The 25818-nt window shown below is 36.6% G+C and carries 21 protein-coding genes and 1 other annotated feature (1 of these 22 running past the window's edge); of the genes, 4 read left to right on the plus strand and 17 right to left on the minus strand.

Features of this window, described 5'->3' with window-relative positions:
• Positions 1-283: a binding site (T-box leader), on the minus strand; it reaches 16 nt to the left of the window's first position.
• Positions 284-544: 261 nt separating this feature from the next.
• Positions 545-736: a hypothetical protein gene (locus GW534_RS04100; protein WP_161919787.1), complete on the plus strand. Its 192-nt coding sequence runs from the start codon at positions 545-547 to the stop codon at positions 734-736.
• Between the two features lie 49 nt (positions 737-785).
• Here the strand turns inward: GW534_RS04100 and ysxE are convergent, their stop codons facing one another.
• The 8 genes from ysxE to hemA form a co-directional block, all read right to left on the minus strand.
• Entirely contained in the window at positions 786-1823 is a 1038-nt protein-coding gene (gene ysxE, locus GW534_RS04105) for a spore coat protein YsxE (protein WP_161919788.1), read from the minus strand.
• A 153-nt stretch (positions 1824-1976) separates the two neighbouring features.
• Positions 1977-3221 (minus strand): LysM peptidoglycan-binding domain-containing protein, encoded by a 1245-nt coding sequence (locus tag GW534_RS16755; protein WP_161919789.1) that lies wholly within the window; start codon positions 3219-3221, stop codon positions 1977-1979.
• 387 nt (positions 3222-3608) lie between these two features.
• A complete protein-coding gene (gene hemL / locus GW534_RS04115; protein ID WP_161919790.1) occupies positions 3609-4898 on the minus strand; it encodes a glutamate-1-semialdehyde 2,1-aminomutase in 1290 nt (429 codons plus the stop codon).
• A 163-nt stretch (positions 4899-5061) separates the two neighbouring features.
• On the minus strand, positions 5062-6042 hold the full coding sequence (gene hemB, locus GW534_RS04120) for a porphobilinogen synthase (protein WP_161919791.1): 981 nt from the start codon (positions 6040-6042) through the stop codon (positions 5062-5064).
• Positions 6043-6053: 11 nt separating this feature from the next.
• Positions 6054-6839, minus strand: coding sequence for a uroporphyrinogen-III synthase (locus GW534_RS04125; protein ID WP_161919792.1), 786 nt, complete (start codon positions 6837-6839; stop codon positions 6054-6056).
• Between the two features lie 36 nt (positions 6840-6875).
• Entirely contained in the window at positions 6876-7814 is a 939-nt protein-coding gene (gene hemC, locus GW534_RS04130; RefSeq protein ID WP_161919793.1) for a hydroxymethylbilane synthase, read from the minus strand.
• A 49-nt stretch (positions 7815-7863) separates the two neighbouring features.
• Positions 7864-8688, minus strand: a complete 825-nt coding sequence (ccsA, locus tag GW534_RS04135) for a cytochrome c biogenesis protein CcsA (RefSeq protein ID WP_161919794.1) — start codon at positions 8686-8688, stop codon at positions 7864-7866.
• A gap of 52 nt (positions 8689-8740) precedes the next feature.
• Positions 8741-10087 carry a glutamyl-tRNA reductase gene (gene hemA, locus GW534_RS04140; protein WP_161919795.1) on the minus strand — a complete coding sequence of 449 codons (1347 nt, stop codon included), beginning with the start codon at positions 10085-10087 and terminating at the stop codon, positions 8741-8743.
• A 235-nt stretch (positions 10088-10322) separates the two neighbouring features.
• Between hemA and GW534_RS04145 the strand changes: the two genes are divergently transcribed.
• Positions 10323-10808, plus strand: coding sequence for a LiaF transmembrane domain-containing protein (locus GW534_RS04145; RefSeq protein WP_161919796.1), 486 nt, complete (start codon positions 10323-10325; stop codon positions 10806-10808).
• 892 nt (positions 10809-11700) lie between these two features.
• On the opposite strand, the gene GW534_RS04150 is transcribed toward GW534_RS04145, so the two are convergent.
• Complete coding sequence (locus tag GW534_RS04150; RefSeq protein ID WP_161919797.1) at positions 11701-12246, minus strand: 2TM domain-containing protein; 546 nt, start codon at positions 12244-12246, stop codon at positions 11701-11703.
• A 92-nt stretch (positions 12247-12338) separates the two neighbouring features.
• Here GW534_RS04150 and GW534_RS04155 point away from each other — a divergent pair, with 92 nt between their 5' ends.
• Positions 12339-12932 (plus strand): TetR/AcrR family transcriptional regulator, encoded by a 594-nt coding sequence (locus tag GW534_RS04155; protein ID WP_161919798.1) that lies wholly within the window; start codon positions 12339-12341, stop codon positions 12930-12932.
• 30 nt (positions 12933-12962) lie between these two features.
• Positions 12963-13823 (plus strand): metallophosphoesterase, encoded by an 861-nt coding sequence (locus GW534_RS04160; RefSeq protein ID WP_161919809.1) that lies wholly within the window; start codon positions 12963-12965, stop codon positions 13821-13823.
• A 52-nt stretch (positions 13824-13875) separates the two neighbouring features.
• Here GW534_RS04160 and yihA read toward each other — a convergent pair whose 3' ends face one another.
• The 8 genes from yihA to GW534_RS04200 all read right to left on the minus strand — a co-directional run bounded on the left by yihA (position 13876) and on the right by GW534_RS04200 (position 25608).
• A complete protein-coding gene (gene yihA / locus GW534_RS04165; protein WP_161919799.1) occupies positions 13876-14490 on the minus strand; it encodes a ribosome biogenesis GTP-binding protein YihA/YsxC in 615 nt (204 codons plus the stop codon).
• On the minus strand, positions 14480-16810 hold the full coding sequence (gene lon / locus GW534_RS04170) for an endopeptidase La (protein ID WP_161919800.1): 2331 nt from the start codon (positions 16808-16810) through the stop codon (positions 14480-14482). Before lon ends, yihA begins: the two co-directional genes overlap by 11 nt.
• 388 nt (positions 16811-17198) lie before the next feature.
• Positions 17199-18899, minus strand: coding sequence for an ATP-dependent protease LonB (gene lonB / locus GW534_RS04175; protein ID WP_161919801.1), 1701 nt, complete (start codon positions 18897-18899; stop codon positions 17199-17201).
• A gap of 1175 nt (positions 18900-20074) precedes the next feature.
• Positions 20075-21334 (minus strand): ATP-dependent protease ATP-binding subunit ClpX, encoded by a 1260-nt coding sequence (gene clpX, locus GW534_RS04180; RefSeq protein WP_161919802.1) that lies wholly within the window; start codon positions 21332-21334, stop codon positions 20075-20077.
• Between the two features lie 395 nt (positions 21335-21729).
• A complete protein-coding gene (gene tig, locus GW534_RS04185) occupies positions 21730-23037 on the minus strand; it encodes a trigger factor (RefSeq protein ID WP_161919803.1) in 1308 nt (435 codons plus the stop codon).
• 273 nt (positions 23038-23310) lie between these two features.
• Positions 23311-24303 carry a tetratricopeptide repeat protein gene (locus GW534_RS04190; RefSeq protein WP_161919804.1) on the minus strand — a complete coding sequence of 331 codons (993 nt, stop codon included), beginning with the start codon at positions 24301-24303 and terminating at the stop codon, positions 23311-23313.
• Positions 24304-24421: 118 nt separating this feature from the next.
• Positions 24422-25468: an N-acetylmuramoyl-L-alanine amidase gene (locus GW534_RS04195; protein ID WP_161919805.1), complete on the minus strand. Its 1047-nt coding sequence runs from the start codon at positions 25466-25468 to the stop codon at positions 24422-24424.
• Entirely contained in the window at positions 25453-25608 is a 156-nt protein-coding gene (locus GW534_RS04200) for a hypothetical protein (protein ID WP_161919806.1), read from the minus strand. The genes GW534_RS04195 and GW534_RS04200 overlap by 16 nt, the downstream gene beginning before the upstream one ends.
• Between the last annotated feature and the right edge of the window lie 210 nt (positions 25609-25818).

Here is a 25818-nt window from a genome sequence, read left to right on the forward strand (position 1 = left end):
GTTATTTTCGCGGTACCACCTTTATTCACAGATGCAAAATTTGTTACGGTCGCTGTTTTAGATTGCGTTTGATGAAAACTTTTGCATAAACGCTCGTGAATTTGTGCGACATCATGCATCTGGCTCTCAATTAGATAACGGTTTTCCCGGTTGCTACTACTAAAAGTTCATAACAACTGCTCTTGGGCGACCTTCCAATAGGGCTATTTAGGAAACTTCCACCAACTGTTCCCCTCTCTAGTAAATAGCAGGCTATTGTACTCCTCCCAATCATTGCATCAACGTATGTAATTGTGATTTATATTCTATTTTATATACAAAAATTACATTTCGTCAATCATTATCCGCCTATTTTTTATAAAATATACCTTATTTTACACTTTATTCAAAAAGAAGTGTGGGAAAAACAGATTTACTACTTAGTAATAGACAACTTTTTCGAAAAATAAACAACTTCCCATTTTTTCTACATACAATAATATATATAGACGTTTTAATTAGGGATACTTCACCAAAGAAAGGCTTTTACAAGAGGGGGATTCATGTGAGGAGAAAGTATAACCCGTATTTATTGCCACCTTGGTTACGTACAATCCGCGAAATTGGAAGACAACTTATTATCCCGTTTACAATTTTTCAAGGAATACGGACATTAATTTTACCGACAACCTTTGATGTTATTTTGTTACTCGTGTTCTTACTTATTAGCGCAGCATACTATATGGATATGATTTAATTGCGGAGGATAACTCAGTTCCTCCGCATTATTTTTTGCAAGAATAATATTATGATCCGCCACTTTGATTTTGTTCAGCTGCCTGCTTTTGTTGTTGATCAATTTGTTCCATACGACTAATCACATATTCGGTATTTTTTAAACGCCAGTAACTTTTTTGAATTCGTGTCGTCATCTTTCGTTCATGATTAGCCGCCGTTCTTGTCATATACTTTTCTAATAAACGAAACATAAATCCTGGATGGGCTAAGTAACTTTTTAACAATAGTTTTTCCGTTTCCTGTAATGGATTATTGCGCATATACGTATAAATCCATTCAATACATTCTTCACATTGTTTCGGGTACGTATTTAATGCCCGTGATAAATAGGGGAGTAGATCGTGAAAGGATGAACCGATGCGACTTCTTTCAAAATTTATAAAATAACCGTATCCATTTTCATCAAGTAAATAATGATCCGGCTCTAACTTCCCGTGCACGAGAACGGAACGCATCTTTTTTTCTTCAAGCATTTTCTTTTTCCAATCTTCTAATCTTTTTAATGCATATTCATATGCCTTACGATACTCATTGTAATATTGGACAAACTCCCATTCAAAGGGTGACATATACCATTTTTGTTCTGCTTGTTGCATCCATACATCCAAAACTTCCATCTCTTTTTTCCATTGTAAGTTTAACCGTTCGTAATGTTCTTCGATTACTTCTTTATCCACCTTGATTTGTTGGGCCGTGACATGGTGGAGCCGAGCTAATTCACGAAACATCTGCTTTTCATACTCCGTTTTTTCATCTTGTTTCCCTTCTATCCACGGTGCTAAGTAATACAATTTATTATTACGCATAACCCCGTACTGATAGTTTTTTGTCGGATAAATTGGTACAAAACGATGGAAACCTTTCGTGTAAAGAATTTGGAACGTATTGTAAAAGTTTACACTTTGATGGGCAGGCATTTCTTTTAACGCATAACTTTTATCTCGGCTATAAATCCGGTACACTTTCCCATAAGGTACGATGTGATCAGGTATAATATTGTATTCTCGTAAAATATCACGAACTAGTAGTTCTTCATTTTCGTCCATGAACTCACCTCCGTTTGTAAAATTTCTGGTTTGCGTGGGCCCTTCCCTAGTTTGGAGGTTACTTTTGTGTGAATATATTTTTAAAAAATAAGACAAAAAACGGGTAAGAACCCGTTTCATATCATCCTTATATTGTGCTTGTGGACTGTTTAATTAATGGGATTTTTGCTTTTCAGGAATGTATAACACTTGCCCCTCGTAAGCGTCTTGATGTGGTTCCAGATTATTCGTTCGTAAAATTTGCGATACGGAAACATCATAGCGCTCCGCAATATTATCTAACGTATCATCTTCTTGGACAATGTAAATCTTCATTCGCACAACAGCATTTTCATCTTTTCTCGCAAAAAATTGGGTGAGTGAAATTGATTCTTTTTCAGCTTGTTCTTGATGGGAATGTAGTTTAATATTTTTATCCTCAGAGTCTTCGTCGCTTTCGTCACGAAAATCGTCGTCATCGTCACCTGATCCGTGGCTTACGAGTTCAATAGGCTTATTGTGTGAATTGGTTTCTTCTTCATGTTCTCTTCCGGCTCTTTCTTGGGAATCTGCGGTTGCCCGTGGATTTATATACGTCACTTTATTGTCTTCATCCTCAGTTTTGTGGGATGAACGAGTATCAATGTATTCCACTAAATGAGGGTGGGACTCTTCCTGCACATCGCTTTCAGTCGCATGATCTTCTTCATGACGATGACGGTTAGCTTGGGGTGATACGTCTTCTTCAAATCCTTCAACATCTAATGAAGGTGGTTCAACTTGTAACGGAATATGAGTATCGTTGTCCTCATCCTTACGTTCCTCTTTCTTCGCTTCCACAACAAAAGTGTTCTCATCTTCACCATCGAAATCGAGAATCGGCACTTCTTCATAACCTAATAGCTGATTTTGATAATCGGCTGAATCTTGAATCTCTTGTTCTTCATTACTTACAAAGTCTTCACGATTATAAACCGTTGCTTCTTCTGACTCTACACCCGTAATCGATACATCCGTTGTTATTTTTAAACTAGCATTATCTTGAATGTCATAATCAAACATGTCTATGACTACATTTAAATCTTCAATATTTTCCACTCTTGTTTTAGGTATCGTTATATCTACAGGAAAATCGTAGCGAAATTCTGAAACACCATCATTTCTCGTTTCAAAAACCGTCACATATTTTTGACCGGAAAAAGAATAAGATTCTTCTTCCCTATGTTCATCTTCATTCTTTTTATATTCACCGTACATTTTCAGTGAACCACGAATGGATACGAACTGATCTAAATCATGAATCGTAACATCAGGTTCGATCCACAAACTGAAAAGTTGCTCTAATTCTTCACCTTTCCGAAACGAAACCGTTTCTTCCAGGGAAAACTTTATAGCCGACGGTTGGTTATGTTCACTCACACTTCCTTCCTCCTCTCATATACCTTACACAGACAATTTGTCTATACGTATCATTAATATTTATGAGAAAAAGGAGGGAATTATGATATAAAGTGTTTTTGTTACAAGAGAATTCTGATTTTTGATTGGATGGGGGACTAAAGGGAATGCAGTTTTATAAAAGAAATTACTTATTAATTTTTGTTGTTTTCCTTTTGAGTGTGTGTAAAAGACATATATTTTACTATTTTAATGGGATAAGTCCTTTAGACCTTTTATAAAAGACTATTCACCGTCTTTTTCATTAGTATCAAAAGACCATAAACCTCAATTTTTCCTTCATTTTGTTTTTTACAATATAAAAAGTCTGCCTAAGCGATACAAAACTTAGGCAGACAAACAATTAGATTACCCTCTAATCTTCGCAAATGCTTTTTCAGCAGCTTCAATTGTTTTTTGAATATCTTCATCCGTATGGGCTGTTGATAAGAATAAACCTTCAAATTGGGAAGGTGGCATGAATACACCTTGTTGAATCATTTCACGATAATATGCGGCAAATAGATCAAGATTGCATGTTTGAACAGAATCATAATCAACGACCTCTTCACTTGTAAAGAAGAAGCCAATCATTGAACCACGACGATTTACAACTAATGGAATATCATATTTCGTAGCTGCTTCTTTATATCCTTTTTCAAGCATATCTGCTTTACGGTTAAATTCATCATAATCTTCCGGAGTTAAGCGACTTAACGTTTCATAACCTGCTGTCATCGCTAATGGGTTACCGGATAATGTTCCTGCTTGGTAAACTGGACCAGCTGGTGCAATTTTTTCCATAATTTCACGTTTACCACCGTACGCACCTACAGGGAGACCGCCACCTATAACTTTACCTAAACAAGTTAGATCTGGTTCGATATTAAGTAATCCTTGGGCACAATTGTAGTGAGCACGGAAGCCTGTCATTACTTCATCAAAGATTAGTAACGCACCGTATTGTTTCGTAATTTCACGTAATCCTTCTAAGAAACCTGGTTGAGGTGGTACAACCCCCATATTTCCAGCGATCGGTTCAACGATTACTCCGGCAATATTGTCACCGAATTTTCCAAAAGCAGTTTTAATACTATCTAAATCGTTATATGGAACTGTGATTGTATTTTTAGCAATTCCTTTTGGAACTCCTGGGCTATCTGGAAGACCTAAAGTTGCTACACCAGAACCTGCTTTGATTAAAAGTGAATCTCCATGACCATGGTAGCAACCTTCGAATTTTACAATAATTTCACGACCTGTGTATCCACGCGCAAGTCGTAATGCAGCCATTGTTGCTTCTGTTCCAGAGTTAACCATTCGTACCATTTCAATGGATGGAACGCGCTCCATAACTAGTTTTGCTAATTTACTTTCAAGCAATGTTGGAGCACCGAAGCTTGTTCCTTGTTCAGCTGATTTTTTTAATGCTTCAACAACACCATCATGGGCATGTCCTAAAATTAGTGGACCCCAAGATAACACGTAATCAATATATTCATTCCCGTCTATATCGTAAATTTTTGAGCCTTTGCCGCGCTCCATAAAAATTGGGTTCATGCCAACGGATTTAAAGGCACGTACGGGACTATTTACGCCCCCTGGCATTAAATGAACCGCTTCATCGTAAGCTTGTTTAGATTTTTCGAAAAAACGCATATTTTTCGCCTCACTTCTGTTTTATTTTCATGAGTATATGTAAAACTGTAAAACCACTACAACTTTATATGGTTTGGGGAGCGACGATTTTTATGTTGCACGCTCCACTATGATACAAGGGACCTGTCCCCTGATACAAGGGACCCGTCCCCCTGTTGCAAAATTACCCACGAAGCCATTTTGCGATATCTTTTGCAAAGTACGTAATGATTAGGTCGGCACCGGCACGTTTAAATGCAAGGTGTGTTTCCAGTACGATTTGTTGTTCGTCAATCCAACCGTTTTGTGCAGCAGCTTTAATCATGGAAAATTCGCCACTTACGTTGTAAGCAACAACTGGAGTATTGAATTCTCTACGCACATCGCTTAATACATCAAGATACGCCATACTTGGTTTCACAATTAGCATGTCTGCACCTTCTTCAATATCCGATGCTGCTTCACGTAATGCTTCACGACGGTTAGCAGGATCCATTTGATAAGTTTTGCGGTCACCAAATTGTGGTGCACTTTCAGCCGCTTCACGGAATGGACCATAGAATGCAGAGGCATATTTTACCGCATAAGACATAATTGGCACATTTTCAAAGCCAGCTTCATCCAAACCTTGGCGAATGGCTGCGACAAATCCATCCATCATATTTGATGGAGCAATAATGTCCGCACCAGCTTCAGCTTGTTTAACCGCAGTTTTTACTAATAATTCAAGAGACTCATCATTTATAACATCACCATTGGAAATAACACCACAGTGACCGTGATCTGTATATTCACATAAACAAGTATCTGCCACTACTAACATTTCTGGTGCATGTTGTTTAATTACTCTTGTCGCTTCTTGAATAATACCATGGGTATGGTAAGCACCTGAGCCAACCTCGTCCTTTTCATTTGGTACACCAAATAAAAGAACCGCTTTAATCCCTAACTCTAGTAGCTCATCAATTTCTGCAGGTAATAAATCTAAAGAAATTTGATCAATTCCTGGCATGGAAGAAATCGGGTTGCGAATATTTTCACCGCCTTCAACAATAAATAACGGATAAATTAAATCATCGGTTGTAACTTGATGTTCACGGACTAAATCCCGCATAAACGCTGAAGAACGTAGTCTTCGATGTCTTTTAAACTGTAAACCTTTCATCATTTTCCCTCCTAAAACGCTCCCCTATAATAGAGCACCAATTGTTTTAACATTTCATCAATCGTGTAAATTTCAGGACTAACATGGATAGGCATTCCGTATTTTTTCAACGCTTTATTCGTTACTGGCCCAATGGATACAATCACCTTACCATAAATAAATTCCAGCAAGCGATCCCCAGCAATGGAAACAAAGTTGTCCACGGTCGATGGACTTGTAAAAATAAGCACTTCAGGATTTTCACTCTCCATTACATGAACGAGTCGAACTTTATTTTCCTCTGGGAAGACTGTTTCATATATGACGACATCCTCAACAATACAGCCAATCTCCTTGAGGACTTGTCCAACAACATCCCGGGCTAAATTTCCTTTAACAACTAATATCCGTTCACCTGGAGATACTCGCTCACGCATCGCCGCAGCTAAATGATCGCCAGTAAATTTTTCTGGTACATAATCCACCATAATACCAAGACCATTTAACAATTTTTCTGTTTTCGAACCAACAGCAGCAACTTTCTTCTCTTTTGGAAAAGATAATCCCATTTCCGATAAAGTTTCCATAAAAAAGTGTACACCATTTTGACTTGTAAAAACAAACCAATCATATGTATGTATCTTTTTTACCGAATCAAATTCACGCTCACTTAAACGTTTCTTTTTAAAAGCAATTAAGGGAACTTGTAAAGGCGTCCCACCTAATTGCTTCACACCTTTTACAAGCGGATGTTCATTGTCAGCTTGGCGCATGATTAAACATTTTTTCCCATCTAAAGCTAGGGTACTTTCCCGCATCTTCTCATCTCCCAATCGAAACTAGAGGCGAAGCGATTAATAGTTTTCTTCTAATTCTTGTAAAATTTCATCGATTAAATCCTTAGCACCGCGCTCAATTAACTGATCACCCGCAACATTACCAATTTTTTCTGGATTTTCTCCTGAAACAGTTTCGATTAAAATTTCTTTTCCATCTGTTGACGCAACAAAAGCGGTTAACTCAATTTTGTTTTCATTATTAACCGTTGCATACCCACCAACTGGAACTTTACAGCTACCTTCCATTTTATTTAAAAAGACACGCTCAGCCTGTACAGCTAGAGCCGTTGACTGATCTGTGAACTTCTCAAGCCATTCAAGTAACTCTGTATCATCTTCACGACATTCAATTGCTAATGCACCTTGACCAACGGCTGGGATACAAACTTCCGGTTCTAAATACTCTGTAACGATATCCTGTGACCAACCCATTCTTGATAGGCCTGCAGCTGCTAAAATAATTGCATCATAGTCTTCTGTTTCTAACTTTCTGAGACGTGTATCAATGTTTCCACGAATCCATTTTACCTTTAAATCAGGACGCGCTTTTAATATTTGTGCCTTTCTACGAAGACTACTTGTTCCGACAATCGCCCCAGCTGGTAGTTCTGCTAAACCTTTTTTAGATTTTGAAATAAAGGCATCACGTGGATCTTCTCTTTTCGGAATCGCTCCAATTGTTAATCCTTCAGGTAAAACACTAGGCATATCTTTCATACTATGTACAGCCATATCAATTTGTTTCGTTAGCATTTCATGTTCAATTTCTTTTACGAATAAACCTTTTCCGCCAACTTTTGATAAAGTCGTATCTAAAATCTTATCCCCTTTTGTAACAATTTCTTTTACTTCAAACTCAAAAGGTGCACCTAAGTTTTTCAATTGTTCAATAACCCAATTTGTTTGTGTTAACGCTAATTTACTGCGTCTTGATCCGACGATAATTTTACGCATAATATCCTCCTGAATGTAAAAAAATTTATGTACAAAACCGCTTACTTAGTTAAAAATGAAATGAAGAAAAATTTCCGAATAAGAAAAAGTTAATTAATACGACTAAAAATGCTGAAATATTATAGTAAGCTAACTTTTTACCCGCAATATCTTTTCGTAGCTTTAAATAAACGATGACACTGTAAATAATAATAATGAGAAATGATCCGATAATTTTAGCATCTAAAATTTGTAATGTAGGAATTTTTAAAAATGCCCATTGTAATCCTAGTATAATACCGATTGTAAAAATTGGTAAACCGACAACAATTAATATAGAGGCAAATTTTTCTAACATCATTAAATCATTGAGCCTCATTAACCGTTTTCGCCATTTCTTCTTTTTCAACAATTGATACTGTATCAAGTATAGAAGGGAAAACGTACATGATAATGAAAAAACAACGTAGGCAAGAATAGATAAAAAGATATGGATAAACAATAATTCTGATATTAATTGCCCACTAACAGCTGTTTCTTGCCACTGAAACGGAGCAAACGTATATATGACTACGATAATAAAACCTAAAAGGTTCGTGAAAAAGGCGATAAATTCAATTTTCCAAATCCGAGTTACAAATATCGTAAATGTGATTAAAAGCCAACTATAAAAATAAAGTCCCTGTTCAAGGCTTAACAAAGGTAATCGACCTGTTCGGATATAAAAATCAATTACCAAAATGGTCTGTAACAACCACACAACATAAAGCAACCAGAAGGCTATCTTTTTAGCCTTCCGGTTATGCAAAAGAAAATCAATATAAAAACTGATAAGAGAAAATGCATATAGAAGTACCATTCCCTCTTGCATTCTCGCCAGAAAATTTTCCGTCATAGGCGAAAACCTCTTTCACAAGTCTCAAAATCCCATACAGTCGCAAAAAGCATTAATTCGTTTGCAGTGGTGGTGCCACTTTCCTTTCTTTGCGCTCTACTTTTTCAGCCTTTTTCCCTGGTCGTGTATTTTTTTGTTCAGATAAATTAAAGATTTGTTCGAAATAGTATAAAGCCTCATTTCCATTTGGCTCAGCAGCTAATTCTTTTATTTGTAAAATTGGATCTTTTAACATTTGATTAATGATTGATTTCATATGTTTACCAATCACTTTACGCTCACGCTCTGATAAATCTGGTAATTTTCGCTCTAAACTTGTCATAACGTCTGCTTGAATATTTAACGCTTTTTCACGCAAATTAGAAATTAACGGAATTACACCTAGAGTATTTAGCCACTCTTGGAAATCGGCCTGCGCTTCGTCGATAAAGGTTTCAATTAATTCCGCTGCCTTTTGTCGTTCTTCCATATTCGCTTCAACGACCCCTTCTAAATCATCGATATCATATAAAAACATGCTGTCTAAATCATGGATTTCAGGATCAATGTCTCTTGGTACGGCAATATCAACTAAGAAAATTGGCTTTCCTTTTCTTGTCTTTTCTACCGTTTCCATCATCGATTTAGTGATAACGTATTGGCTTGAACCCGTTGATGAGATAACAATATCGGACTGACTTAAAACGTCGATCAGATTATCTAGTGAATATGCTTCTCCATTAAATTCATCCGCCATTTCTTTTGCTCTTTCAAAGGTACGGTTAACGACCGCGATTTTATCAACGCCACTACCTTGTAAATTTTGGATAGCGAGCTTACCCATTTTTCCAGCACCAACAATGGCTACTTGTTTTCCTTGTAAATCACCGAAAATTTTTTTAGAAAGTTCTACTGCAGCATAACTTACAGATACTGCATTGGCGCCGATATCTGTTTCTGTATGAGCTTTTTTCGCGACCGTGACCGCTTCTTTAAATAAACGATTAAATACCGTCCCAATTGTTTGCTTTTCTTGAGCTAGTAGATAACTTGACCGCACTTGTCCTAAAATTTGTGTTTCCCCGATGATCATCGAATCTAATCCACAAGCAACGTTGAACAAGTGGCGAATCATTTTATCATTTTCATAAATGAACAAATACGGGTCAAATTCCGCACGTTCCATTGAAAACCATTCAGCTAAAAACTCTCTAATATAATATTTTCCTGTATGTAACTGATCAACTACGGCATAAACTTCCGTTCGGTTACAAGTCGATACAATTACATTTTCAAGAATACTTTTTCTTCCCTTTAACGCTTCCATTGCGTCACCAATTTGTGACTCTTGGAAAGACAACCGTTCCCGAATCTCTACAGGAGCTGTTTTATTGTTCAACCCCACTACAATTAAATGCATTGTTTACCTCCCAAAGAAACTCACTCTTATAGAAAATTTTATCATGTATAGTTAATAAATTTTGGATTAATTGTGAACAGAAACAGAAATTTATGATACGATAAAAACAGTCAATAAGTGGAAATTTCTTTACCATTTAATAACTATTTCTAGTTTAAAATAATTATAAATTACTTTATTTTTAGGCTACCAAACATAGGCTATTTGTTCAAGTAATATGAAGGGGATTATATTCATGAAAAAACAAAATTTATTTCCAAGTATAGTATTAATTGGCTTTGGTCTATATTTTTTCCTTCAACAAACGAACTTTCAAATCGGATTTCCTATATTCATATGGCCAACGGTGCTTTTTATTGTTGGACTAGCTTTATTAATACAATCCTATTCAAGTAAAGATTTCGAAATGATTGTTCCAAGCATTCTCCTTTTAGGATTAGGCGTCCATTTCCATTTTGTGCAAAATACAAATATTCAACTTGATCATATTGGTGTCATTATATTATTTATTGCCCTTGGTTATTTTTTACGCTATCAAAAAACGAAAAATGGTTTATTTTACTTTTGGCTTTTCCTTATTTTGGCATTAATTCAACTATTTTATGACAAATTTATGGAATGGTTTGGCGTTTTTGAGGATAAAAGTTTGAATTTCACATCATTGTGGCCAATTATTTTGATAATCGCAGGGGCGTATCTGTTCTTTTTTAGGAGAAAGTGAGTAAGGAGATCCCGAGGTGTTTGTATTTATTTTAGGGACCACCTTCATTAGGGCTTGAAGGACATTTCTGGCAGATTTTTCCGATGATTTGTCCTTCATAGTGCGCGTGAGAGACATTTATTGTGATTTTGTTCGGTGATTTGTCCTTCATCGGAGGTATGAAAGACACTTCTTGAGATTTAACGAGACAAATTGTCCTTCATAATTGGAATGATGGACATTTCGAATCTTTTTTCTCGGTGTTTTGTCCTTCATAGCGCTTATGAAAGACATTTCATCTACATTTTCTCGATGTTTTGTCCTTCATAACGCTCCTGAAAGACAATTTAACAAATTTCCCCTAACCTTTTGTCCTTCATCGCACTCATGAAAGACATTTCAACATCTTTTTCTCAAACTTTTGTCTCTCATAACGCACATGAAAGACAGTTTAGCCCTTTTACTTCATCATAATGTCCTTCATAGCGCTTATGAAAGACATTTCATCTACTTTTTCTCGATGTTTTGTCCTTCATTCCGCTCCTGAAAGACAATTTAACAAATTTCCCCTAACCTTTTGTCCTTCATCGCACTCATGAAAGACATTTCAACATCTTTTTCTCAAACTTTTGTCTCTCATAACGCACATGAAAGACAGTTTAGCTACATTTCCTGAACGTTATGTCCTTCATAGCGCTTATGAAAGACATTTCATCTACTTTTTCTCGATGTTTTGTCCTTCATAAAAATCTTCCCACTCATAATCCCGCAATCTTAAAAAACAAATAAAAAAACCGAGCATGATCGCTCGATTTTACAGGTTACAGGGGTAAGTACTCCATATCTTAATCAAACCAAGAGCCCATACCCTCCTACGATATTAGTACTCTCTCTATATCTAATCCGTCTATACTCAATCATTCGCCCGTTTTGGAAAAATTGTATAACTGAAACTAACGACAAAGTCGATGGCAACAGCTAATGTCCAAACCATTAAAGGTCTTACGAGGTTCTCTGTTTGTTCTGAATAACCAATTGTTAATATAATGAGCCCTAAAATCCCAGCTCCAATCACATACGCTAAGAAATGGCGGTACCAGCCTTTTCTCTCTTCTCTAGCATATTCCATGCCATACAATTTCTTTTTCACCGGACGTTCGCCACCTGCAAAACGATAGGCAAACTGTTTATCCGCCCAAGCAATCATCTGTTTACCATAGGCTACACTAACCCCAATATATATCGCAGCTAACCCATGAATGAAATCCGCAACGGCCCCATTTAACAAGTCAAAATAAGTTGCAAATAACAGTACTAAATCTACGAGCGGTGTGCATATGAAAAGAATGATACTCAGTTTGTCTTTCTTAAAAATATACCTTGCCACAAGTCCGGCGATTACGAAAACCCAAAATCCAATTTCACAGGCGATTATTAACCAGCCGATCCAACTAATCATCACAACACCTTCTCCTCATTTTTTATTTAATACAACTGTATTAAAAAGATAACATATTTTTTTATTTAGCACAAGTGTGTTAAAATAAAAATATGCCTAAAATTGTAGATCATGATGAAAGAAGAATTCAAATTGCAGAAGCGATGTGGAAAGTCATTGTGGAAGAAGGTTTGGAAAATGCAACGGTAAGAAAAGTTGCCCAAGCTGCTAACCTTTCCGTCGGAGCATTAAGACATTATTTTCCATCCCAATCCGAGTTATACGCTTTTTCAATGGAGCTCGTATCAGAGCGAGTTCAAACGCGGATTGCCTCGAAAAAATATGACGGCTCTCCGATGGAAGTTTTAAAAAAAATTATAAGTGAAGTGCTACCAGTTGATGAAGACCGTCGGGTTGAAATGGAGGTGTGGTTCGTATTTTCTGCAAAAACACTGGTAGACCCGAATCTTAAAGCATTAAGTGAAGAAAGCTATTTTTCGATGCACCTTGGGTTCGAGAGGCTTCTTCAAAAGTTAGAACTTTCAGGACTATTACGGGAGGAAATCGACGTCGAAATGGAAGTGAATCGACTCCATGCCCTTGTTGACGGAATGGGAAGCCATCACCTCCTTCACCCTGAAATATTTACCTATGAAATGATGATGGAAACATTAATTTATCATTTAAAAACTTTAATGAAGTCATAGAACTCATTCATTTGGAGAGGGGAATTTAAGATTAAGTTTAAAAAAAGAATTGCCATTTTACTTGGGCTAATTTTCATCATCATATTTTTCTACTATCAAAATAACTATATTGTTAAAACAACTTTTACCATCCAATCAGACGAGTTACCAGAAAGCTTCCACAATTATAAAATTGTTCATCTATCCGACTTACATAATAAAAAGTTCGGTAGTGAACAAAAGTATTTGCTTGAAAAAATTGTGGTGGAAAAACCAGACCTTATTGTTTTTACTGGGGATTTAATAGATTCAAGGCGCTATAATGAAAAGCCAAGTCTAACATTAATAGAACAATTAGTGGATTTAGCACCTGTTTACTATGTAACAGGCAATCATGAATGGAAATCGGGAAAATATGAAGCTTTGGAAGAAAAACTGAAAAAACTCGGAGTCCACATTTTGAAAAACGAAACGATAACAATTACCAATGGTTCTGACGAAATTTATATTACAGGTTTGGATGACCCAACATTTAGTAACGAAAACAGTGAATCTGAAATTATGGAACAATTTTTGACTGAGGTAGCTAGAAACTTCCATCCCAACCAATTTCATATTCTATTATCCCATCGGCCAGAGTTATTTCCTCTTTATGCTGAATATAGATTTGATCTCGTTTTTTCAGGACATGCCCATGGTGGACAATTCCGTCTGCCATTCATCGGTGGGTTAGTTGCACCAAACCAAGGCTTGTTCCCGAAATATACTGCTGTTGATCACCATATTGATCAAACGACGATGATTGTAAGTCGTGGTCTAGGTAATAGTATTATTCCCGTTCGAATTTTTAACCGTCTAGAAATCGTTGTTGTTACTTTACAAGTAAACACTAAAACTTTTTCACGAAAATAATAGGAGTAGCATCCATCCAATTTCGGATAAAGCTACTCCTTTTTCATGCGAATTATTCTTCACTATTTTCTACTACTTGTTCACCATATATATACTGTTGAATGACGTTCCAAGCCTCATCTTTACCTTGTCCAGTTTCGGAAGAGAAAAGAATAAGGTGGTCACTTTTTTCCATATCCAACGTTTCTTTTACGACTTTTAAATGTTTTTGCCACTTTCCTTTTGGAATTTTATCCGCTTTAGTCGCAATAATAATCGTTGGAATCTTGTAGTATTTCAAGAAGTCATACATCATCACATCATCTTCTGTTGGTGGATGACGAAGATCAACAATTGAAACTACACATTTCAATTGTGGTCGTTCGGTTAAGTAGGTTTCAATCATTTTACCCCACTTTTCCCGTTCTTTTTTCGACACTTTCGCGTAACCATAACCAGGAACATCGACAAAATAAAACTCTTCATTAATTAAGTAAAAATTCAATGTTTGTGTTTTTCCTGGTTTAGAAGAAGTTCTCGCTAAACTTTTACGATTTAACATTTTATTAATGAAGGATGATTTCCCTACATTCGAACGACCGGCAAGGGCAATTTCAGGTAAATCTCCTTCAGGATATTGAGCTTTTGAAACAGCACTCATTACGATTTCTGCACTTTTAATTTTCATTCGTTCCACCTACTATTGCTTCGTTTAATACTTCTTTTACATGTGTTACAGGTATATATGTTAAATCTTTTTTCACGACTTCTGGTACACCTTCAAGATCCTTTTCATTATCTTTTGGAATAATGATGCGTTTTAAACCTGCACGATGCGCACCTAATGATTTTTCCTTCAGTCCACCAATTGGTAGAACGCGACCGCGTAATGTGACTTCACCAGTCATTCCCACTTCACGGCTTACTGGTTTACCAGTTAAAGCAGACACTAACGCCGTTGTAATGGTAATCCCTGCTGACGGTCCATCTTTCGGTACGGCACCTTCTGGAACGTGAATATGAATATCATATTTTTCATGAAAATCAGATGCAATTCCTAATTTTTCAGCATTGGAACGGACGTAACTGAAGGCCGCTTGTGCCGATTCCTTCATCACATCTCCTAATTTTCCTGTTAAAACTAATTTTCCTTTACCCGGTGCGAGGGCAACTTCGATTTGCAAAGTATCGCCACCAACGGCTGTATAGGCTAAACCAGTTGCAACACCGACTAAATCTTCTTGTTCTGCCATACCATAACGGAAGATTTTTTTACCTAAAAATTCTTCAATATTTTTTTCCGTCACAATAACTCGTTTCTTCTCTTCCGAAGTTATAATCTTCGCTGTTTTACGGCAAATTTTCGCAACAGTTCGCTCCAAACCACGAACCCCTGCTTCACGGGTATAATAACGAATCATTGAGGTAATCGCGTCATCACGAATTTGTAGCTGACTCTTTGTTAAGCCGTTTTCTTTTATTTGCTTTGGAATTAAGTAATCTTTTGCAATATGCAATTTCTCAAGTTCCGTATAACCAGCAATTGAAATAATCTCCATCCGGTCACGTAACGGTCCAGGAATGGTACTTAAATCATTCGCTGTTGCGATAAACATTACTTTCGAAAGGTCATATGTTTCTTCAATATAGTGATCACTGAAGTTTTTATTTTGTTCAGGGTCCAATACTTCAAGCATCGCTGCTGATGGGTCGCCACGGAAATCGTTCGACATTTTATCTATTTCATCAAGTAAAAAGACAGGGTTAATCGTTCCTGCTTTTTTCATTCCTTGAATAATGCGTCCCGGCATCGCACCGACATACGTTCTACGGTGACCACGAATTTCAGATTCATCTCGCACACCACCGAGGGAAATGCGTACAAATTTTCTACCTAAGGAACGAGCGACGGATTTTGCTAAACTTGTTTTACCTACCCCAGGAGGTCCAACGAGGCAAAGAATCGGTCCTTTAATAGAAGCCGTTAATTTTTGTACTGCTAAATATTCTAGGACACGTTCTTTCACTTTTTCTAATCCGTAATGATCTTCATCTAACACTTTTTGTGCCTTTTTAATATTTATATCGTCTTCCGTAGCTTCAGTCCACGGTAAATTAATTAACCAATCTAAGTATGTGCGAATAACTGAACTTTCAGCAGATGTGCTCGGTACTTTTTCATACCGTTCTAATTCCCGAGTCGCCGCATTATAAACATGTTCTGGCATCCCTGCATTTTCAATTTTTTCACGAAGCATTTCAACTTCGCCGGCTTTACCTTCTTTATCACCTAGTTCTTTTTGAATTGCCTTCATTTGTTCACGAAGGTAATACTCTTTTTGTGTTCGCTCCATGGAACGTTTCACACGTTGACCAATTTTCTTCTCAAGGCGAATGACTTCTTTTTCATTATTTAAAATGGTAACAATCATATTTAGTCGTTCTTTAATATCAACCGTTTCTAACACTTCTTGTTTTTGCTTCATTTTTAACGGCAAATGTGAAGCGATAATATCCGCTAAACGGCCAGGCTCTTCAATATCTTGAACCGTTGCAAAAGTTTCTGCAGATACTTTTTTCGATATTTTTATGTATTGTTCAAATAAGTCTAAAACCATTCGCTCAAGTGCTTCAACTTCTGCGTCCTTTTGCGTATCCGGTTCGAGAACTTGCACCTCAACTTCATAAAACTCATCATTTTCGATGAATTTTTCAATTCTTCCACGACTTAAACCTTCCACTAACACACGGATTGTACCGTTTGGAAGCTTTAACATTTGTTTTACACGGGCTAACGTTCCCTTTTTATAAATCTCTTCTTCAGTTGGTTCGTCTATTGATACTTCCTTTTGAGCAGATAGGAAGATGTAATTATCATTCATCATTGCATGCTCAAGCGCTTGCACCGATTTATCTCGTCCAACATCTAAATGCATGACTGTTGTCGGATATACTAACAGTCCGCGAAGTGGCAGGAGGGGAACGATCTTCGTTTGTTGTTCTACCATTGTGATACCTCCAATTTTTAAGAAAAAATATTATTATGTATCATTTTAATTTAAAAAATATGTATTATGTAATGATAATTTCAGTAAAAAAGTAAAAAAAGTGAAAAAGGGGTAATATAAAAATTTTAACCTATTTAAGTGAAACTGTCTAATTGAAAGCCGGTAAAGTGTGAAGTTACAGATGGTCAACTGTATTATGAATAATTTCGATCATTTTTTCAATGCAATTGCTTCAATATTGTTTCTTTTTTAATCTTCCTATTGTTATTAGATTTATCAGTAAAAGTTGTGAATAATGTAGAGTGGCGTTTAATTTTGTATAAAAGTCACTTTTTACAAAAAAAGCCGGTTTGTATAAGACAAACCGTTTTGGAGTGGCATTACTAAATTATATACTTTCTTTTTGCTCTACTTGATAAGACATGGCAGTTTGATCCCTTTCGAAATTGTTGTCTTGTGTAGAGTCTTTATCTTTCATTGGTAATTTATCAAAGGCATGTTGGAATACCTCTTTTAATGAAGTGACCGGAATAATTTCGACCCCTTTTATTTCTTTTAAAATGGACTCCATATTTTCCTTCGGGATAATCACTTTCTTTACTCCAGCTCGTTGGGCGGCCTTGATTTTTGTATATACTCCACCGACTGGTTTTACACGACCACGAATACTTATTTCTCCCGTCATGGCAATAGTATTTTTCACTGGTAATTTATAAATGGCGGAATAGATTCCTGTTGCCATCGCGATTCCTGCAGATGGACCATCTACGGGGATGCCACCCGGGAAGTTGACGTGAATATCGTATTCATTGGCAGGAACACCAAAGGAACGAAGAATTGTAATGACATTTTCAATGGAACCTTTCGCCATACTTTTTCTGCGAATTGATTTCCCTTGTCCACCAATACTTTCTTCTTCAACGATTCCCGTTATGTTAATAGAACCTTTTTCAAGGGCTGGAATGGCAGTTACTTCGATTTCCAGGAGCGCCCCACTATTCGGTCCGTAAACGGCCATCCCATTAACCAAGCCAACTTCCGGTTTTGGATGAATTTTGTATTCCATTCGCGGTGAAAGCTGACTAGAATGAATAACCCATTCGATATCTTCATCTTTTATGTAATCACGGTTGTTCGTGATGGCTAGTCCTGCAGCAATTTGCACCATATTAACGGCTTCTCGTCCATTTTTTGCGTATGTAGAAATTTTTTCAAGACCATAGTCACTAATCTTCATTTTTACTTTCTCACAAGAACGTTTCGCAATCTGGACAACTTCTTCTTGATTGAGTTCGCGGAAGAACACTTCTAAACAACGGGAACGAATGGCAGGTGGAATTTCTTCTGGAGTTCTCGTCGTTGCCCCAATTAACCTAAAGTCAGCAGGTAGACCATTTTTAAAAATATCGTGAATATGATTTGGGATTTGCATATTTTCTTCACTATAATATGCACTTTCGAGAAAAACTTTCCGGTCCTCTAAAACTTTGAGTAACTTGTTCATTTGAATCGGATGTAGTTCCCCGATCTCATCGATAAAAAGTACCCCACCATGGGCATTGGTTACCGCACCTTGTTTTGGTTGAGGAATACCGGCTTGTCCCATTGCCCCGGCACCTTGATATATTGGGTCATGAACAGAACCGATTAGCGGATCAGCGATACCCCGTTCATCAAATCTTGCTGTTGTAGCATCAAGCTCGATGAATTTTGCGTGTTTTGAAAAGGGGGATTTTGACATTTTTTTCGCTTCTTCAAGGACAAGTCTTGCTGCGGCTGTCTTCCCAACACCTGGAGGTCCATATATAATAACGTGCTGGGGATTCGGTCCACATAAACCTGCTTTTAACGCTTTGATTCCGTCTTCTTGACCGATAATATCTTCGAAGCTCGAAGGTCGCACTTTTTCCGCTAACGGCTCAGTCAGTTTTATCGAACGTAACTTTTGTAATTGTTCCATTTCTTTTCTCGATTCCCGATCAATTGAAACTTTCTGTGTCCGCTGTCCTCTAAGTAAGTTCATAAAATACAGCCCTATGATCACACCGAAAAATAATTGAACGAGTAACACTATGCCTGTAAAATTCATGAATTTCCCTCCAAAACCTGTTACCTATTTGGAAATAGTATCTCCGATTCGAGATTGGAATAAACAAGAAATTATGGGGAGAATGTGGAAATATTTAGAGTAGGTGGGCTTTGGTAGTTTAGTGTACTGTAGCTTGTTTCAATGTGAGTAACTAGAAGAGCTACTTGAGTACGGATTTGATTTTGTTTTTGAAATGATGGGGCTTATGATGGGGGGATTGACAAATTGAGAAGGGATCTATTCAGAAAGTCTATTAGGACACTTATATTGAACAATTTGAGACAAGTTCTTTCGCGAAATGTCCTTGAGACGACCACTTGGGGACATTTTGAAGACTACTCGAAAGCGTTTCTTTGAGAACGCTGATCGATGACATTTCGGTGCTAACACACTACCGTTTTGTCTGCGAGAGCCATTCTCAGGGACATTTCAGTGCTACTACGCAAGCATTTTGTCTGTGAGATCACTTCTCGGAGACATTTCGGTGCTTTCTCACAAGCTTTTTGTCTTTGAGAACGCTGATCGATGACATTCCGATGATACCACACTTCCGTTTTGTCTGCGAGAGCCATTCTCGGGGACATTTCAGTGCTACTACGCAAGCATTTTGTCTGTGAGATCACTTCTCGGAGACATTTCGGTGCTTTCTCACAAGCTTTTTGTCTTTGAGAACGCTGATCGATGACATTTCGGTGCTTTCTCACAAGCTTTTTGTCTTTGAGAACGCTGATCGATGACATTTAAGTGCTTACACACTAACGTTTTGTCTGCGAGAACCATTCTCAGGGACATTTCAGTGCTACTACGCAAGCATTTTGTCATCGAGATCACTTCTCGATGACATTTCGGTGCTTTCTCACAAGCTTTTTGTCTTTGAGAACGCTGATCGATGACATTTAAGTGCTTACACACTAACGTTATGTCTGCGAGACATCTTCTCGGAGACATTTCAATTCATTCTCACATGCATATTGTCTGCAAGATCACTTCTCAATGACATTTCAAGCCTTCACCGTCAAATTTTGTCATTGAAACTCACTATCGATGACATTTCACACCACACCCCATTTCATATTGTCTCAGACATCACCAACTCCCACCACGACACATCCCCCATCCACAAAAAAAGCAAACAGCCTCACACATAAGACTGTTTGCTCCCTAATTCCTCTATATTACGCAGATGTTTTTTCTTCCTCTGCGATAGAACCATCTTTCAAAATCAATTGAGGACGTTTGTTGTCTGTTACGGATTCTTTCGTAATGACACATTTCGTCACATCCTCACGTGATGGCACTTCAAACATCACATCTCGCATGATGGATTCAACGATGGAACGTAAACCACGAGCACCTGTTTTACGCTCAATAGCTTTTTTCGCAATTTCACGTAGTGCTTCCTCTTCAAACTCAAGTTCAACATCGTCCATCTCTAATAATTTTTGATATTGTTTAACGAGTGCATTTTTCGGCTTTGTTAAAATTTCAACTAATGCATCTTCGTCTAGTTTTTCTAACGTAGCGATTACCGGAATACGACCGATAAACTCAGGAATTAAACCGAAGGATAATAAGTCCTCAGGTAATACTTTTGATAGTAAATCCTCGTTATCTTCAACAACTGTTGATTCAGAACCGAAACCAATTACTTTTTTACCTAAACGGCGTTTAATAATTTGTTCGATTCCGTCGAAGGCACCGCCTACAATGAATAGGATATTCGTTGTATCAATTTGAATAAATTCTTGATGTGGATGCTTACGACCACCTTGAGGGGGAACGCTTGCCACTGTACCTTCTAAAATTTTAAGTAATGCTTGCTGCACACCTTCACCACTTACATCACGTGTAATTGAAGGGTTTTCCGATTTTCGAGCAATTTTGTCGATCTCATCAATATAAATTATTCCTTTTTCAGCACGTTCTACATCGTAGTCAGCTGCTTGGATTAATTTAAGTAAAATGTTTTCAACGTCTTCACCTACGTAGCCCGCTTCAGTTAATGAAGTAGCATCCGCAATAGCAAATGGAACATTTAAAATACGAGCTAACGTTTGCGCAAGTAATGTTTTACCACTACCTGTTGGACCGATTAAACTAATATTACTTTTTTGTAGTTCCACATCATCAACTTTACTTTTCGTGTTGATTCGTTTGTAATGGTTGTAAACCGCTACAGCTAAAGTTTTCTTCGCTGCATCTTGACCGATTACATATTCATCAAGGATCTCACGAATCTCAATTGGCTTTGGAACATCTTTAAATTCTACTTCTTCTTCGTTACCAAGCTCTTCTTCCACAATTTCAGTACATAATTCAATACATTCATCGCATATATAAACGCCTGGACCAGCAACTAATTTACGTACTTGATCTTGTGTTTTACCACAGAAAGAACATTTCAACTGTTTATTTTCTTCATTAAATTTAAACATAAAGCTCACCCCTTTAAACTTTTCAAAACCAACGTAAGCTCATTTAATACGGTCTCATTTATTTATTGTTCTTTATTCAATTATATGTATATGGATTGTATCATATTGTTCGAAATAAAAGAAAACAAAATGATTTATATTTATGTATAGTTTGTACAAACGATAATTATTAATATTAGGTAAAAACTAGGTGAAAAAACGGTCTAATTATGTTTGATTGTGTGAAAGCATGTTGTGGTAAAAAAATCGATCAAATGCTGGATGTCAATTCATAAATGTATGAAGTATTCGTATCATTTTGAATGTGAAAACAAGGCACGAAACTCAAATGAATCGCGCCTTGTTATCTTGTTAGTAAAACGAATTTGAATTACGTCTATATTTTATTCAGCTAATTATCCAGCCGCTTCTTCAGTTGCTTCAACTTCTTTACGATTTTCAACTAATAATTCAACTGCTTTGTAAAGTTTTAAATCGTCTTTAATTGAATCTGTAGAACCTAAGATTTGTTTAATTTGGTCAACTGGAAGGTTGTACATTTCAGACATTCTGTTTAATTCTGCGTCAACTTCTTCATCAGTTACTTCGATGTTTTCAGCTTTAGCGATAGCTTCTAGAGTTAAGCTTACACGAACGCGTTTTTCAGCGTCAGCTTTCATTTGTTCTTTTAATTCGTCTTCTCCTTGGCCAGAGAATTGTTTGTAAAGATCAAGGTTTAAGCCTTGAGCTGCTAATTGTTGTTCGAATTCTTTAATCATACGCTCGATTTCATTTTCAACCATAACTTCTGGTACATCGATTTCTGCGTTTTCAGCTGCTTTTTCGATTAATGTATTTTCGATTGTATGTTTTGCAGTATGTTCTTTTTGTTCTTTTAGACGGTTTTTGATTTTTTCACGTAAAGCATCTAAAGTTTCAACTTCGTCATCAACGTCTACTGCGAATTCGTCATCAAGTTCAGGTAATTCTAAACCTTTAACTTCATGAACTTTTACTTTGAATACAGCGTCTTTACCAGCTAATTCTTCAGCATGGTATTCTTCTGGGAATGTAACGTTAACTTCTTTTTCTTCACCAGCTTTAACGCCAACTAATTGCTCTTCGAATCCAGGAATGAATTGACCAGAACCTAATTCTAGAGAATGGTTTTCAGCTTTTCCACCTTCGAATGCTTCGCCATTTACGAAACCTTCAAAGTCGATTACAACTGTGTCACCTTCAGCAGCTGCTTCGTCTTCTTTAACAACTAATTCAGCATGACGTTTTTGAAGTTCTTTAATTTCGTTTTCAACTTCTTCGTCAGTTACTTCAGTGTCCACTTTTTCAACTTCTAAACCTTTATAATCACCAAGTTTCACTTCTGGTTTAACTGTAACTTCAGCAGTTAAAATTAAAGTTTCACCTTTACCGATTTGCTCGATATCAATTTCAGGTTGTGAAACTGGCTCAATACCTGTTTCTTCAACAGCTTTAGAATAAGCTTCAGGTAAAACGATATCTAAAGCATCTTGGTATAATGCTTCCACACCAAAACGTTGTTCAAAGATTGGACGTGGAACACGACCTTTACGGAATCCTGGAATATTTACTTGTTTAACTACTTTTTTGAAAGCTTGATCAAGGGCTTTATTAAATGTATCAGCATCAACTTCAATTGTTAATTTCCCTTGATTGCCTTCTAATTTTTCGAATTTTGCAGACATACCTGTTTTCCCTCCAACATCTATTTATCAATAATATATATTGTTCTTGTAGTGACACCTTGTGTTCCAATATGTAATAGCAAGTCCAAAGGCAACAAAAAAAGACCTTCTTGCACTTTTCAAACTTATTTTTACAAGGCATATAAAAAAGAACAGAAATTCTAACCCTATCATTATATCATAGGTTAACGATGTTTCAACACATCTAATCGAATTTACTTAAACTAAACAAATATAAAATACCGTATTTTTTCATTTTTATCTACTTAAAAGTTATTTAATAAATTGTGCTTCAACCATTTGTACAAAAGCTTTTGCTTCCTCTATTTGGTCCGTTGAGAGCTGATCGGAATATTCCTTTATAAACTCAATTTCTTCCAGATTTTGGCTAAAATAGGAAGCTGTTATGGAAATAATTGCCAACGCCCATTGGAGAGGATTTTGAAATTCTTTTTCCAGTGGATAAATGGCAAAAAAGAAGTTTTCACATAACGTAATGGCATTTTCGAGTAAACTCGGATTATCATCACTCAAAGCTTCTTTTATATATTGTTTTACTTCGAGGGAAAACGGTACTGCTTGAACAGAAAAATATTGAGCTGGATTAAGATTGATTGGTTTTCCAAATTTATTCACCTGTATTTCGTGTTCAAATCCTTTTTCCTTCAAAGCATTGATGATAATAGTTTTAATAAAAGGATCTTCCAATTCGTTTTGTAAAAATCTTTCAATTTCCTGTAAATATGTATGTATATCCTCCAAATCAAGTTCCATTATATTTTGTATAACGCGTTGAAAATCACCTTTAAAAAGATCCTTTGGATTACGTTGTTGCTTAATCTTCATTTCCTTTGCCAATTTTTCGCTTAATTGCAGCAGCTCTGTATATTGCTCGACTTTATGACTCGGGATTTGTTCCTCGTCTAATAGCATTGTTAACAAAGTGTTAATTTTTTTATACTCATGTAATTGAAAAAGAACGGTAACATAAAGTTCAACAACGTCAAAATATTCACCAATTCCAAAGCGCATCATTTCTTCTAAAATTTGTTTTGCCTTGGTAAAATTTCCTTGTTGAACATAGGCGATAGTTAGCGTATATAATATATCGGCATTTTCGTCATCGATGCGTTTTGCTTCTTCCAAATATTCGATAGCCTCACTCACATTTCCTTCTTCTAAACAATTTCTACCTTTATTTAATAAACGTAATTCGAGTTGCGGAAAAGGAATGACTTTATCTTGTTCTTTCGGATCTTTTTTCATAAAAAATCCCACACTTTATCTATATTTTCTTTGGCTAGTGTACCATGGTTTATGTTGAAATTCAAAGGTATTAAAGTTATGATGGAAATTTTAAAAAAGAGGGAAACACTCCCCCTTTTTACGCAAATAATTTTTCAAATGTTTTTTTACCAACAATCGCATCGCGGGTTAACCCATTATCCCGTTGGAATGCTAATACTGCAGTAGCCGTTGCATTCCCAAAGACACCATCAAGAAATTTTGGATCGTATCCTTTACTGAAAAGCATACCTTGAATTATTTTTGTAAGATTCCCTTTTGCACCTTTATACACATTTACAGTGGCGGCTCTTGTTTTCGGTCCCCAAATGCCATCGACTTTTAATCCGGCATTAAATTGTTTATTTAATTCGGTTTGGAATCCTTTAATCGCTGCTTTCTTCGTGCGTGGGCCATAGATTCCATCAACTACTAAACCGCTATTATATTGACTGTTTAACCATTGTTGGAACTTTTTAATATTCGCATTACCAGAAGGCTGTTTATTTTGCGGTGGCTTAGGTTGGGGTTGTGGAGCGGGACGTAGTACAGGTTCTAGTTCTGGGGCTGGTGTAGGTTGCTCTTTTGGCGGTGATTTCACAGGATCTTTTACTGTCCCACCAAGTGCCTTCACAATGCCATTACAAGTCCATTGGGCTAATTCATCCACTTGATTGATTAAAATGTCCTCATCATTCATATTCGAAATAAATGCGTATTCAATTAAAATTGCAGCCATATTTGTTAGACGTAATACAGCAAAATTGGCCCGCTTTTTACCACGATCGCGAATGCCGATATTATTAGCAATTTCTTCATGAACAGCATTTTGGAAATCCTTTGTTGATTTAGATACGGAACCATTGTAAATAAAAGTTTCAAATCCGGTCGCCGATTTATTTACTGCCGAGTTGTTGTGTAAACTAACGAAATAGTCTGCACCTAATTGATTAGCAAAACTCGCACGGCCGGAAAGGGAAATAAATTTATCCGTCGACCGGGTTAAAGACACATCATGACCATGTTTTTCAAGCAAAGTCTTAAGCCGTTTAGCAACATTTAATACATTATCTTTCTCTTTTGAACGACTGCCAACCGCTCCCGGATCATGACCTCCGTGTCCCGGATCTATCACAATTTTGGCCATAAATCATTCACCTCTTCACCATCGCCAAACACGTGATTTTCTGGGGCGTGATAACATTCCTCACACATCATTTCACCGTTGAACGATTCTAAAACATCGATTTCCTTCTCACACACAACACATTCTGTAATAGCTTTCATGTCACTCCTCCTTTATAATTTACATTATTCATAACTTCACTAGTGGAAACAGCAAAATCGTTAAAAAGTGTGGTACAGGGGTGTGGTACAGGGGGACGGGTTCGGTGTTTCATTTGGTGCTTAATTGTGTTTTCAAAAAACAAACGCGGGTTAAATATGTAGCTAACATTGATGTTCGAAAAATTTGTACAGTAAACTAATAGTAAATTA

Origin of the sequence: Pallidibacillus pasinlerensis (genome assembly GCF_009996845.1) — a bacterium.
Classification (GTDB): Bacteria; Bacillota; Bacilli; order Bacillales; family Caldibacillaceae; genus Pallidibacillus; species Pallidibacillus pasinlerensis.

Coding starts and splice junctions, on each gene's coding strand:
- ysxE (WP_161919788.1), bottom strand. CDS start 1,823: ATGGACGAAAATGAAGAACTACTAGTTCGTGATATTTTACGAGAATAC.
- hemL (WP_161919790.1), bottom strand. CDS start 4,898: ATGCGTTTTTTCGAAAAATCTAAACAAGCTTACGATGAAGCGGTTCAT.
- hemB (WP_161919791.1), bottom strand. CDS start 6,042: ATGAAAGGTTTACAGTTTAAAAGACATCGAAGACTACGTTCTTCAGCG.
- GW534_RS04125 (WP_161919792.1), bottom strand. CDS start 6,839: ATGCGGGAAAGTACCCTAGCTTTAGATGGGAAAAAATGTTTAATCATG.
- hemC (WP_161919793.1), bottom strand. CDS start 7,814: ATGCGTAAAATTATCGTCGGATCAAGACGCAGTAAATTAGCGTTAACA.
- ccsA (WP_161919794.1), bottom strand. CDS start 8,688: ATGACGGAAAATTTTCTGGCGAGAATGCAAGAGGGAATGGTACTTCTA.
- hemA (WP_161919795.1), bottom strand. CDS start 10,087: ATGCATTTAATTGTAGTGGGGTTGAACAATAAAACAGCTCCTGTAGAG.
- GW534_RS04145 (WP_161919796.1), top strand. CDS start 10,323: ATGAAAAAACAAAATTTATTTCCAAGTATAGTATTAATTGGCTTTGGT.
- GW534_RS04150 (WP_161919797.1), bottom strand. CDS start 12,246: ATGATTAGTTGGATCGGCTGGTTAATAATCGCCTGTGAAATTGGATTT.
- GW534_RS04155 (WP_161919798.1), top strand. CDS start 12,339: ATGCCTAAAATTGTAGATCATGATGAAAGAAGAATTCAAATTGCAGAA.
- yihA (WP_161919799.1), bottom strand. CDS start 14,490: ATGAAAATTAAAAGTGCAGAAATCGTAATGAGTGCTGTTTCAAAAGCT.
- lon (WP_161919800.1), bottom strand. CDS start 16,810: ATGGTAGAACAACAAACGAAGATCGTTCCCCTCCTGCCACTTCGCGGA.
- lonB (WP_161919801.1), bottom strand. CDS start 18,899: ATGAATTTTACAGGCATAGTGTTACTCGTTCAATTATTTTTCGGTGTG.
- clpX (WP_161919802.1), bottom strand. CDS start 21,334: ATGTTTAAATTTAATGAAGAAAATAAACAGTTGAAATGTTCTTTCTGT.
- tig (WP_161919803.1), bottom strand. CDS start 23,037: ATGTCTGCAAAATTCGAAAAATTAGAAGGCAATCAAGGGAAATTAACA.
- GW534_RS04190 (WP_161919804.1), bottom strand. CDS start 24,303: ATGAAAAAAGATCCGAAAGAACAAGATAAAGTCATTCCTTTTCCGCAA.
- GW534_RS04195 (WP_161919805.1), bottom strand. CDS start 25,468: ATGGCCAAAATTGTGATAGATCCGGGACACGGAGGTCATGATCCGGGA.
- GW534_RS04200 (WP_161919806.1), bottom strand. CDS start 25,608: ATGAAAGCTATTACAGAATGTGTTGTGTGTGAGAAGGAAATCGATGTT.